This is a genomic window from Mucilaginibacter sp. P19 (assembly GCF_050632265.1).
Classification (GTDB): Bacteria; Bacteroidota; Bacteroidia; order Sphingobacteriales; family Sphingobacteriaceae; genus Mucilaginibacter; species Mucilaginibacter gossypii.
This window is the reverse complement of the sequence record NZ_CP192586.1, coordinates 1,435,423-1,447,504: the sequence shown is the minus strand read 5'-3', so window position 1 is coordinate 1,447,504 and position 12,082 is coordinate 1,435,423. Positions and strand designations below refer to the sequence as shown.

Annotated in this window: 12 protein-coding genes and 1 pseudogene; 4 read left to right on the top strand and 9 right to left on the bottom strand. The window is 44.2% G+C overall.

Features of this window, described 5'->3' with window-relative positions; translation table 11 throughout:
- Nucleotides 1-174 precede the first annotated feature (174 nt).
- From ACQ86K_RS06790 to ACQ86K_RS06765, 6 genes and pseudogenes are all read right to left on the bottom strand, one after another.
- Nucleotides 175-1,989 (bottom strand): alpha-amylase family glycosyl hydrolase, encoded by a 1,815-nt coding sequence (locus tag ACQ86K_RS06790; protein ID WP_431200050.1) that lies wholly within the window; start codon nucleotides 1,987-1,989, stop codon nucleotides 175-177.
- On the bottom strand, nucleotides 1,989-2,207 hold the full coding sequence (locus ACQ86K_RS06785) for a glycosyl hydrolase family 65 protein (protein ID WP_431200808.1): 219 nt from the start codon (nucleotides 2,205-2,207) through the stop codon (nucleotides 1,989-1,991). The genes ACQ86K_RS06790 and ACQ86K_RS06785 overlap by 1 nt, the downstream gene beginning before the upstream one ends.
- Before the next feature lie 84 nt (nucleotides 2,208-2,291).
- A pseudogene (locus ACQ86K_RS06780) lies at nucleotides 2,292-4,297 on the bottom strand (family 65 glycosyl hydrolase domain-containing protein); the annotation flags it as partial.
- 112 nt (nucleotides 4,298-4,409) lie between these two features.
- Complete coding sequence (gene pgmB / locus ACQ86K_RS06775; RefSeq protein ID WP_091163035.1) at nucleotides 4,410-5,060, bottom strand: beta-phosphoglucomutase; 651 nt, start codon at nucleotides 5,058-5,060, stop codon at nucleotides 4,410-4,412.
- A 43-nt stretch (nucleotides 5,061-5,103) separates the two neighbouring features.
- The gene (locus tag ACQ86K_RS06770; RefSeq protein ID WP_431200049.1) at nucleotides 5,104-6,453 is read right to left on the bottom strand and encodes an alpha-amylase family glycosyl hydrolase; all 1,350 of its coding nucleotides are present in this window, start codon (nucleotides 6,451-6,453) and stop codon (nucleotides 5,104-5,106) included.
- Nucleotides 6,450-6,965, bottom strand: coding sequence for a cyclomaltodextrinase N-terminal domain-containing protein (locus tag ACQ86K_RS06765; protein WP_431200048.1), 516 nt, complete (start codon nucleotides 6,963-6,965; stop codon nucleotides 6,450-6,452). Before ACQ86K_RS06765 ends, ACQ86K_RS06770 begins: the two co-directional genes overlap by 4 nt.
- A gap of 258 nt (nucleotides 6,966-7,223) precedes the next feature.
- Between ACQ86K_RS06765 and ACQ86K_RS06760 the strand changes: the two genes are divergently transcribed.
- Complete coding sequence (locus ACQ86K_RS06760; RefSeq protein WP_091163034.1) at nucleotides 7,224-7,583, top strand: hypothetical protein; 360 nt, start codon at nucleotides 7,224-7,226, stop codon at nucleotides 7,581-7,583.
- A 129-nt stretch (nucleotides 7,584-7,712) separates the two neighbouring features.
- Nucleotides 7,713-8,243, top strand: a complete 531-nt coding sequence (locus tag ACQ86K_RS06755; RefSeq protein ID WP_091163033.1) for a ferritin — start codon at nucleotides 7,713-7,715, stop codon at nucleotides 8,241-8,243.
- A 236-nt stretch (nucleotides 8,244-8,479) separates the two neighbouring features.
- On the opposite strand, the gene ACQ86K_RS06750 is transcribed toward ACQ86K_RS06755, so the two are convergent.
- From ACQ86K_RS06750 to ACQ86K_RS06740, 3 genes are all read right to left on the bottom strand, one after another.
- Nucleotides 8,480-9,325 carry an SDR family NAD(P)-dependent oxidoreductase gene (locus tag ACQ86K_RS06750; RefSeq protein WP_091163491.1) on the bottom strand — a complete coding sequence of 282 codons (846 nt, stop codon included), beginning with the start codon at nucleotides 9,323-9,325 and terminating at the stop codon, nucleotides 8,480-8,482.
- 85 nt (nucleotides 9,326-9,410) lie between these two features.
- Nucleotides 9,411-10,355: a helix-turn-helix domain-containing protein gene (locus ACQ86K_RS06745; protein WP_091163032.1), complete on the bottom strand. Its 945-nt coding sequence runs from the start codon at nucleotides 10,353-10,355 to the stop codon at nucleotides 9,411-9,413.
- A gap of 104 nt (nucleotides 10,356-10,459) precedes the next feature.
- Nucleotides 10,460-10,720: a (2Fe-2S) ferredoxin domain-containing protein gene (locus ACQ86K_RS06740; protein ID WP_091163031.1), complete on the bottom strand. Its 261-nt coding sequence runs from the start codon at nucleotides 10,718-10,720 to the stop codon at nucleotides 10,460-10,462.
- Nucleotides 10,721-10,970: 250 nt separating this feature from the next.
- Here ACQ86K_RS06740 and ACQ86K_RS06735 point away from each other — a divergent pair, with 250 nt between their 5' ends.
- Both ACQ86K_RS06735 and ACQ86K_RS06730 read left to right on the top strand, forming a co-directional pair.
- The gene (locus ACQ86K_RS06735) at nucleotides 10,971-11,321 is read left to right on the top strand and encodes a VOC family protein (protein WP_091163030.1); all 351 of its coding nucleotides are present in this window, start codon (nucleotides 10,971-10,973) and stop codon (nucleotides 11,319-11,321) included.
- A 167-nt stretch (nucleotides 11,322-11,488) separates the two neighbouring features.
- Nucleotides 11,489-12,067 (top strand): thermonuclease family protein, encoded by a 579-nt coding sequence (locus ACQ86K_RS06730; RefSeq protein ID WP_091163029.1) that lies wholly within the window; start codon nucleotides 11,489-11,491, stop codon nucleotides 12,065-12,067.
- The last annotated feature ends 15 nt before the right edge of the window (nucleotides 12,068-12,082 follow it).

Here is a 12,082-nt window from a genome sequence, read left to right as displayed (position 1 = left end):
TTTAGGATTTTCAGAATATCAGGGTGTCATGCTGGGCCTGTCGAAGCATGGTGGGCAGGGCCTCTGCACGCGACCCGTCGACAAGCTCAGGGAGATAGGCCTCTGCACGGAACACCATGGTATTTTCACAACATGATAAGCATTCTGTCAATTTTAAAATTCAGTAAATTCTGATCAAAACTCCAGCAACAATCCGCCCATGGCGGGCAGGCTTACTTCAACACCACTACGTATATCATCGGTATTGAATTTATCGCCGCTCAGCAGGTCGGTGAATTGTTTATGGCCGCTTTGGTTTAATTTTGTTAACAGGTCTTCCGGAAGCTTTACGGTTAGTTTACGCTCACTCCGGTTAAAATTGGTTATTACTAATATACGTTGATTGTTGGTATAGCGGGCGTAGATATACAAACGGGTATCAAAGCCTGGCTGATGTTCATTAGCTATCATCAGCTCATAGAAAGCGCCCGATTTAAGAGCTTCACTATTGTGCACTGCAGTAAGCAGGTTGTGGTAAAAGCCACGAAGCTTTTGTTGATCTGCCGATAATTTCGCGCCATCGTACTTATGGTTATTAACCCATTTTTGATGCTGCGGAACACCCCAGTAATCAAATATGGAAGTGCGGCCATCGTTACCACTAAACCCTTCATTACCGATAGCCGGCTCCCCTACTTCCTGCCCAAAGTAAACCATTACAGGGCCGGTATTTAAAGTGGCTGTTACGATCATGCCAGGTACGGCTAACCATGGGTTACCTGCGAAATCATTTGAAGCGATGCGCTGCTCATCGTGGTTTTCCATAAACCGGAGCATGTGCTCGTCAATGCCTTTGCTATCGTGGTTCCAAACAGCGTTGATTTCCCAGGTTGATGAATTGTGCTCATCGCGGGTAAGGCGTTTGATAGCATCATACAGGCCTACCTTATCGTACAGATAATCAAACTTGCCTTTATTAATATAATCGCTGTATTTGCCTTTGTCGTAAGCTTCGCCAACGAAAATAATCCCAGGATGCCCAGCTTTAAGCTTAGGGATTACCCAACCCCAAAACTCAATCGGCACCATCTCAACCATGTCGCAACGGAAACCATCCACACCTTTTTCGCTCCAGTAATGCAGAATATCATAAACCTTGTTCCAAAGCGGCGGAATCGGATCAAAATGACCACGGCGATGATCCATATAGTCGACCCCGTAGTTTAGCTTCATAGTCTCGAACCAATCATTAATTGATGGTGCAGCGCTGAAAACATCGTTACCGGTTGCTTTGGCTGGGTTTTCATCAAAATGACCATCCTTCATCAGACTTTTGAATTCATCACCTCCGGGATTATAGCCCGACGGAACAACAAAAGGCTGGCCAGGCATATAGTAAAAATCGTTAGTTGGACTAAAAGCCTTGCTCTTATCATCATCCTCGCCAAAATCACGTACCCCGGCCGGTTTAACGTCCGAACCATAGGTACGGGCTACGTGGTTTGGAACCAAATCCATCAATACTTTTAAACCATTGTTGTGGCTGCGTTTGATAAGCGCTTCGTACTCGCCGATACGGTTTTTAACATCAACTGCCAGGTCGGGATCGATATCGTAATAATCTTTAATTGCATAAGGAGAACCGGCCCTGCCCTTCACTATATCCGGATCATCTGCTTTAATACCATATTGCGAATAATCAGTCATGGTAGCGTGCTCAATTACGCCCGTGTACCAAACATAGGTAAAGCCCATTTTCTTTATCTCCTGCAGGGCCTTATCGTTGATATCGTTCAGCTTGCCTACACCGTTTTCCTCAATAGATCCATTGGTTTTATTAAGTGTGTTGGTATTGCCAAACAGGCGGGGCAATAACTGGTATATGATGAGCTTATGGTTGGTAGTTTGTTCCATGCGTTTTTTTGTATGATGTGGTTTTACCTGTGCCAACGTAATAACGGGCAACATTGTTGCAGCAATAAAACAGGTAAAAATCTTATTGCCTTTCATTACGCTTCAACCAGTAGTTCATCATTGGCTTTCACCAGTTGCTCTTTACCATAAACCAGCACTGTTGTTTCCACATCCGAAGCGTTTTTGATCTGCACACCTTCTTTGCTCACTTTAATATTCAGCAAGGCACCGCGGAAACCTATATGGAACGAAAATGACGACCATTTTTTGGGAATGAACGGCTGAAATACCAGCTTGCCATCCCTTACACGCATCCCGCCAAAACCTTCAACAACAGCCATCCAGGTGCCAGCCATTGAGGTGATATGACAGCCATCATCAGTATCGTTGTTGTAATCATCCAGATCTAAGCGAGCCGTGCGCAGGTAAAACTCATAAGCACGGGCTTCATCGCCGAGTTTGGCAGCCAAAATAGCGTGCACGCATGGTGATAATGATGATTCATGTACAGTACGCGGCTCGTAAAAATCAAAGTTGCGACGAATAGTATCTATATTGTACTGATCTTCAAAAAGTAAATTCCCTGCAGTACGTCAGCCTGTTTAATGTAGCATGAACGCAAGATCCTGTCCCAGCTCCATTTTTGATTGATAGGACGCTCTGACGCGGGCAGATCTTTTACCAGGATCTGCTCTTTATCCAGGTAGCCGTCCTGTTGTAAAAACACCTGGCGTTTCTCGTCGTATGGGTAATACATCTTTTGGATGATATCGTTGAAACGGCCAAATTCGGTCTCCTCATTCAGGTTCAGCTTGCTTACCAACGCTGCATATTTTTCCGGATCAGCCACCTTTATTTTATCAGCAACATCAACAGTATATTGCATACACCAGGTTGCAATAGTGCTGGTATACCAGTTATTGTTTACGTTGTTCTCATACTCGTTTGGCCCGGTTACACCCAGCATTACGTACTGCTGCTTATCATCCGACCAGTTAACCCTTTGCGACCAGAACCTGGCTATACCTAACAATACCTCAAAACCGTAATCGCCTAAATAAGCTTCGTCACCGGTATAACGCACATAGTTGTAAATGGCAAAAGCGACAGCCCCATTACGATGGATCTCTTCAAAAGTGATTTCCCACTCGTTGTGGCATTCGGTGCCATCCATAGTAACCATAGGGTACAATGCGGCGCCATCTTTAAAACCTAATAGCTGGGCATTCTCGATAGCTTTGCCTAATTGCTTGTAGCGGTAAAGCAGCAAATTGCGGGTAACTTTTTGCGGAGCTGTAGAAAGGTAAAAAGGCACGCAATAAGCTTCGGTATCCCAATAGGTTGAGCCCCCGTATTTTTCGCCGGTAAAGCCTTTGGGGCCGATGTTCAAGCGATCATCCTCACCAGTATAGGTTTGGTTAAGTTGATATATATTAAAGCGGATAGCCTGTTGTGCAGATACATCGCCATCAATAATGATATCATTATGTTTCCATTTTTCGGCCCAGGCGGCAGCTTGTTCGGCCAGCATGGTATCAAAACCTTTAGCACTGATACGGGTTAAAGTAGCGTTTAACTGATCAACCAGCTCTTCGGGTTTATAGTTTTGTGATGACAGGTTAGCGGCATATTTAATCACGCTGATGCTTTCGCCCTGCTTTGCCTGCAGATCAATTTTAGAAGCTACATATTTTTCCTTTTTGATGGCTTCGGTAGCTAATTCAATAACTTCAGCATTTTGAAGGATACTAAACTTCATACCTGTAGCAACCTCAAAGCCTGTTTTTTTGGTGCGCATTACGATGTAACCGCCGTCGGTTTGTGTTGCCTTGCTTACTTCGTCCCAAAACTTTTCATCATAGTTGGAATCTTTGTTCACCACATCTCCATCAATTGAAGGCGTTAAGGTGATGGCCCCACTAAAATTTAACGGCGTAAGGGTATATTTAATAGCACCTGTTTCATCATCGGCCATGCTGCAAAAGCGAATAGCCTCCACTTTTACTTCTTTACCCGATGCTGTTTTAGCGCGAAAATCGCGCTTCAGGTAACCTTCTTTCATATTTAGTTCCCGGCGGAAACTGAATACTTCGCATTTAGCAAGGTCAAGTTGCTCGCCGTCAATTACCACATCAATACCAATCCAGTTGGCGGCGTTAAGCACTTTAGCAAAATATTCGGGATAACCATTCTTCCACCAGCCTACACGGGTTTTATCGGGATAGTAAACCCCGGCTACGTAGTTGCCCAGCAGGGTATCACCGCTGTAAGCTTCTTCAAAATTGGCGCGCTGGCCCATGCGGCCATTACCTAAGCTGAAGATACTTTCAGAAATTTTATTGTAATGAGGATCGAAGCCTTCTTCAATTATCTTCCACTCATCAGCTTTTATATAGTTTTTCATTTGCCCCCTCTAAATCTCTCCCTAAAGGGTGAGACTTGAATTTAATAGTTAATAGTTTAATTAATAACGCCCGTTTTAAAGCCCTCTCCCTTTAGGGGAGGGTTGGCCGGAGCTATAGTTTATACAATTTATCTAAAGTCATTTCGTCCAAACCTTTAATAACCAGGTTGGCGCCTTTAAGTACATCGGATGAGCCGATGCCTACCACTTTCATATCACCGGCAACGGCGGCCTCAACGCCCGCAATGGCATCTTCAAAAACCACGCATTCTTCAGGTAAAACGCCCAGGGCCTGTGCACCCGCCAAAAATACTTCGGGATCTGGTTTGGCTTTACTCACTTTGTTACCATCAATCACCGCATCAAACATATCGGTGATACCAATTTTCTCCAATATGGTCATTGAGTTTTTACTGGCGGAACCCAGCGCGGTTTTAAGACCTACCGCACGGCAGGTTGTTAAAAACTCTTTGGCCCCAGGCAGGATCTCTTCGGGTTTCATTTGGTTTACCATTTCCATATACCAGGTATTTTTCAGGGTAGCCAGTTGCTCCTGCTCGGCCTCTGTTTTGGTAACGCCGCCCCAGCCCAGGATCAATTGCAGCGAACGTACACGGCTTACGCCCTTCAGCTGTTCGTTCTGATGTTCGGTAAAATCAAAGCCAAGCGAATTGGCCAGCCTTTTCCAGGCTTTATAATGGTAAACGGCGGTATCGACTATTACACCGTCGAGGTCAAAAATACAGGCTTTTATTGTATTCATTTTTTTGGTAAAACACAGGGAATTAGTTCCCTAAGATATTATTTTAATGGGTAACACCGGGTATTAATTCTAACACTAAAGTTGTTTTGCCCGGTATAGTGACTTTATCCAGTCCAATCATTTCATCCGTTAGTATATTCCTTGCTGTTTTGGCATCGCCAATACGCTCAAAATACCGTGCTGTAGTAGTTTCCTGTTCCTTATCGCTGCTGTTGAACATGATCATTACCGTTTTTTGGGCATCATACCTAAAATAAACATAAATACCTTTTTCGGGCACAAACTGCATCATTTTACCTGTTTGCAGAGCAGTAGTGCTTTTGCGGTAATTAGCCAGCTTACTCACATAATTAAAAGCGTCATTTTCTTTTTTACTGCGGCCTTCGGCAGTAAATTTATTTTCCTTATCGCCGACCCAGCCGCCCGGGAAGTCCTCGCGTACCAAACCATCAGGGTTCGAGTAGTTTTTCATCAGAATCTCATCGCCATAATACATTTGCGGTACGCCCCTCATGGTCAGCAGCATAGCCATAGCCGATTTGTATTTGGTAATATCCTCCCCTACCATTGATAATAAACGGCTCATATCATGGTTATCCATAAATATGGTATTGCGGGTAGCATCCTGGTATAGAAAGTCCTGAGCTACTACCGAATACAAGCGACCAACGCCGTCTGTCCAGCCATCGTTACCATTAATAGCTTCATAAATGGCATCTTTTAAAACAGCATCGGTTACGCCCGGTAGCTGGGTATCAAAACCCCGGTTAACCGTATTGCCCTGCGTAAAAAATGCCTGGTTAGCGGCAGACCATACCAGCGTTTCGCCAAATATGGAAAGCTTAGGAAACTCGGCTTTTACATCTTTCGCCCATTTGGCCATATAAACAGGTTCATTATAAGGATAAGTATCCAGCCTGAAACCGTCGATACCCGCATACTCCACCCACCAGATGTGGTTTTGGGTAAGGTAGTTTTGTACGTAAACATTATTTTGGTTTAAATCGGCCATGCGGTGGTCAAACCAGCCGTCCTGCATCAGTTTGCGGTCCATTGGCGAGGCGTGCGGATCCATCACAGCCGCATCCCTGAAGTTTGATTTGGTGTACGCTGGCCATTGGTGTACCCAGCTTTTCATTGGCATATCCTGTATAAGGTAACCTTCGGTACCGGCGTGGTTATGTACAAGGTCTTTAATAACCTTAAGCCCCATGCTGTGGCATTTTTCCACAAATTTTTTGTAAAGGTTATTAGTGCCGTACCTTGGATCTATCTTATAATAATCGGTAACGGCATACCCGTGATACGAAGCGCTTGGCTCGTCATTCTCGATTTCGGGTGTAAGCCAGATTGCAGTTACTCCTAAATTTTTCAGGTAATCCAAATGGTTCATGATCCCCTGAAGGTCCCCCCATGGCGGCTGAACATCGAATCGCGGTGGATGCCTCGCTCACGTAGGTTATCAAATGAGTCGTTGGCAACATCGCCATTGCTAAACCTGTCAGGCATAATGAGATAGATCAGATCTTTACTGGTAACGCCCTGCGCCCTGCCTGCAGATCTGTCGCGTTTGTTAAGTGTATAACTATACGTAAGGTCTTTTTCGCCTGCTTTCTTAAATTTTATCGGGAACGTTCCCGGAATAGCCGATGAAAAAATGTTCAGGTCAATGAATAAATAATTCGGATTTTCAACTTTATGAACTGCTTTAAGCTTTACACCGGGGTAAGTAAGCACTACATTACGGGCGGCAATATTGTTGCCATGCACAACCAGTTGGAGGTTGGGATTGCTCATGCCAACCCACCAGGACATGGGCTCAACACGCTCAAGTGCAGGCGTTTGTGCCTTTACACCCAAAGCAGCCAGCAAGCAGCATAAGGCGGATAGTAAGGTTTTTCTCATATAAAAAATGATAAAAGGATAATTGGTTCGATTTCGGATTAAGCCCGTAACCATGTTCCAAATTTATAATAAAATTAATTGCTTGTATGAAAAAAATAATTCACACTAATTTGTTTCGAATTACGCGAATTGGTTTTTACTACCCGATTGGTGTAATTCGAATAAATTTTGAGCCGCACGCTAATCATTCGCGTGAAAAATAATTTTCTATCTTTATTTGGATTGATTACAAATAATACCAATATTTGTATCCGTTATATGATTGCGACCACCGAACTAACTTTATGGACCGACGTTTTCAGCACCAAGACTGGTGCCGTTTACCAATGTGATACAGAGCGTTGCTGGTATGTCGATTTCGCCGGTAAGGTTGCCCGGTTTGATCATCGCAATTTCTTAAAATTACGCAAAGCGGTTTATTCTATCGACATTGAGCAAAAACTGCTGAACGCCACTACTGATCCCGACGTGGAGATTATTTTCATCTGCGCCTGCGATCATTGTTATGTACTTTCACTGGCTCAGATCATCAGCCTGAAAGATCTTTTAGAAGGTACTTTTGTAATGCTGGAACTCAACCACATTATCCATGACCGCCTTTACAGCAACTCACTGTAATTAGACTAATTATCAACACAATTTAGATTAATTTCATATTGTCTTTAAATTAAACTAATATGCCTTTACAGCATTATTATTGTACATAATATCCTGCGATAAGACATATAACATTAATTTATCAAGACCATGAAAGACCTACTCCGCATAAAAAGCCTGTTATCATCAGATATCGAAGCGATTTTAAATCAGCAAGTTAAAAAAGAAGCATTTTCTTCGTCAGCATATTTGGCCATGGCATCATGGTGCAATCGCAACGGTTATGATTTTTCGTCAGAATATTTTTTCAAACAAGCCGAAGAAGAACGTCAACACCAGCTAAAATTTTATAAATATATCCTTGATATGGGTGGCAATGCTGTATCACCTGAGGTAACCGGCATTAAACAGGAATATAATTCATTCCGCGAAGTGTTTGAAGACGCCCTCGACCAGGAAATCAGCGTTACCAACGCTATCAAAAACATATATGCGCGTTGTATGAAAGAACAGGATTTTGTTACTATGGAGTTCCTAAACTGGTTCCTGAAAGAACAACGCGAAGAAGAATATAAAGCCCGCCGCGCCCTCGAACTATTCGAAGTTATCGGCGAAGAGGGTACCGGCAGATGGCAGATTGACAAGCACGTTGGTCAGATAAAATATGATAGTGAGGCTTAAGCCCCACCCTGCCCTCCCCAGAGGGATAGGTTTCCACACGAAATGCCTTTCGATAAACGAAAGGCATTTGTTTTAACATCTTATTTTAAGGAGGCTGTATCGTAAATCAAATGATGCGGTCTTTTTTGTTTTGGTGGCTCTTTCCTTTTCATATGATACCTTCGGCATTACCCTGCAAACACCAAAAAACCGGCCATTACTGGCCGGCTTTTTATAAAAGGAAGTCAGAAAAAAGCTTATTTTCTGAAATCGGTCGACTTGCTGATACTCTCGAAAGCAGCCAGGTCTTTCTGAACGGCTTCGATCTTGCTTTGCGCCATCCCGAATGAATCTGAACCCAGGAATAAGTGCAGCGGACGCTCTTGCATTTCAGCCACCTCGATGAAGGCTAAAGCCGCATTTTCAGGGTCACCGGGCTGGTTGCCGATGACTTGTTCGTTGTGGATCACTTCCAGGTCGCGGGCTTCTTTATAGTCATTGATCGGCTTTGCTGCGGTGCGCAATGAGCCTTGCAGCAGAAAATTGGTCTTGAAATAGCCGGGATAAACGATGGTGGCAGTTACACCCAGTGATTTTGCTTCAGCCGAAAGCGCTTCGGTAAAGCCGGCAACCGCAAATTTGGTGGCGTTGTATATACCCCATCCGGGGAAAGTGCCCAGGAAACCGGCTATTGAAGAGATATTAAAGAACGCACCTGATTTCCTGGCGCGGAATATCGGCATTACGTTACGAATTACATTCAGCGAACCGAATACGTTAACGTCGAAGTTTTTGCGGGCTTCGTCGTCGGTTAGTTCCTCCAATGTGCCGAGCTGCCCGTAACCGGCGTTATTCACAACTACGTCGATCGTGCCAAATTTGGCAACTATCGCGGTAATTGCTTCAGCTACGCTGGTATTGTCGGTCAGGTTCACCTGCAGCGGAAGAAAATCACCGCCCCTGTAGCCCACCTCGGTACGTAAGGCTTCTGCATCCCTTGAAGTAGCCGCTACCTTGTAGCCTTCAGTTAACAACCGTTTTACTAAACTTAAACCTAATCCTTTTGAGGCTCCTGTAACGAACCATACTTTCTGTGTTTTCATTTTCTTGATCATTAATTGTATGGTACAAAATTGCGCAGGGAGGCCCTGAAGGGACTTATTCGAATCACAGGAATATTTGTGAGTTTCAAATATGAGTGGAAACAGCCGCATTTCTGCGGAATTCTGAAGGGGAAACAAGGGCCTTTTTCTTGAATAAGGAGGTAAAGGCAGCCTGGCCGGAGAAGCCCAGCCCGTCGCTGATCTCATTGATACCCCAGTCGGTTTGCACGAGTAAGGATTTGGCCTCATGGATCAGACGATCCTGTATATGTTCCCGCAGGGTTTTTCCTGTCTGATTGCGAACAAGGGAATTCAGATAATTGGGGTGCACATGCAGTTGGTCTGCAAATTCAGCCGCCGTTTTAAGCTTAACGTAAGAGTCGCGTTCCTGTATCTGAAAGGATGATTCCAGTAAGGATAAGAAACGGTAGATATAGCTATAACCTTCCGAAGCCTTCGTGCGCATCAGGTTCTTGCCAGCGCGCCGGCTTTCGAGCAACAGCATCTGCAACTGTAATAAAATTGCCTGCTTTTTATCGTCGCTGTTACCGCGGTCTTCCCGATGCATGGTTTCGAAATAACCGTTGATCGTGGCCGACTGTTCGTCGGTCAGTTGGATCACCGCCTTATCAGTCTCAAAGTTCGGGAACTGCCGGAACAACTGAAGCACATGGTCAGCTTCGAGCCCGAAGTAGTTGGGATGAATCAGGCAGAAATGTCCGCCAGTCTCTGCTGAAGTGGTTTGCCAGGACATGATCTCGTCGGGGTGGAGAAAAGCGATCTCATTCCGCCCCATTTCGTAGCGGTGAAGGCCGATGGTCAAAACTCCGGTGCCCCGGGTCATATGGAAGATCTTGTAAAATTTACGACGGTGCGGCGATATATAATCCTTAATCGGGTAAGTGTCCCGGTTTTGAATGACAAAGTATTGCGAATCAACCGGGTAATGCTCTACATTGAGTAATGGCTGCTGGTAGTTGTCCGTTGCGAACGTTTCCAATGGCATACGGGGAATCGTTGAATTTTGCATGGGCCCGGTAATGTAATTTGATTCGGCGCAAAGTTAGTGAATTTTAATAGCGCTGTCCAGACCCTGCAAAGCCGGGGCTTATGATACGGCACCATTGGAAGACGTCACTCAATCAGATCCATCAACTTCAACACCTCTTTAGGGTGATATTCTTTCAACCAGGTGTTGCCGGGCTGGATACTGCACACAGGGGCATATTTACACCTGTCGGTACATTCGGTTTCAATTACCTCCAACTCTTCGGGCCCGTGATGATGTTTAATGTACGATTTTGCGATCTTGTACATGTCCTTACCACCTCGTTTTCCGCATTTGCTGCCTACGCATACGTACAACACTTTATCAGGTATGGTAAATTTGCTCATAATGGCAATTATTAAGACTATGTTAATAATCAGCAAAGTTAATGCTTTAATGTTCCAATTTTAGCTGAACCGGGATTTAATTGGATTTACAAGATTGAAAGGACTTTATTACAGTGCCCCCGTCGGATTCGATACACATACATCGACATGGTGCCGATGTTAATTTGTTTCAATTGTGTATTTTAAAAGATAAATTTGAAAATCAATGCAGGGCTAAGCCAACCCGTTAGCATCAAACAAAGCTAAATATATGAAAGCAATTGAAATTATCTCCATCCCCGTAACCGACCAGCAGGCAGCCAAAGCGTTCTACCTAAAAATTGGTTTTGAAATATTAGTTGAAGCTAACTTTGAAAAACAAACCTGGATCCAGATGGCATTTCCGGGCTCGCCTGTTTCCATCACCCTCGTAAACTGGTTCGCGGAAATGCCGGCGGGTAGTGTACGCGGCCTTGTAATTAAAACCGACGACCTGGATAAAGATATAGCAGACCTTAAAGCCAAAGGCCTTGAAGTAGGCAATGTTGACACAACCCCATGGGGCCGCTTTGCCACGGTTAAGGATCCCGACGGAAATGCGTTGAGCCTGCATGCGAAATAATTTCAGATGCGCAAATATGCAAATTTTGAATGCGCAGATTATCTGTTAGATAAGCTCATCAAATCTATCTGCACATCTGAAATCTGCACATCAATAAATTCATCTGCATATTTGCGCATTTGAAATCAGCACATCTATAAATTCATCCAAAATCCGCACATTAATATATGATATTTAAAAAGTACTCTGCCCTCCTCGTCCTTGCATTAATTATAATTGCCGGTTGTAATCCCAATAATACCAAACAACCAGATGCCAGTGTTTATAAAGTTGTGAAGATAAAAGATGGTGATACTTTGGGTTTGCTTACCGGCGATAACCAGCAGATTGCCGTAAGGCTTGCCGAAATTGACTGCCCTGAAAAATCGCAGGCGTTCGGGCAAGCAGCTAAAAAATTCACTTCCGATCTGTGTTTTGGTAAAGAGGTAAAATTAATTGGCAACGAGCATGATCGCTATGGCCGTACTGTTGCGCAGGTGGTACTTATCGATGGCACTAATGTAAATTATGCGCTGGTAAAAAACGGCTACGCCTGGCAGTATAAAGCCTATTCCAAAAACACCGAACTGGCTGCTCTGGAACAACAGGCCCGCGAAGATAAACTTGGTTTATGGCAGGATGCCAACCCTACCCCACCCTGGGATTTTCGCCGGGAAAAGAAACAACCTAAGACAGACTCACTTCAAACTCCCAAACCTAAAAAACATTACCGCAAGCGTAAGCCAAGACTTGAATATGCAGCCTAAATGGTTAACTTTAGG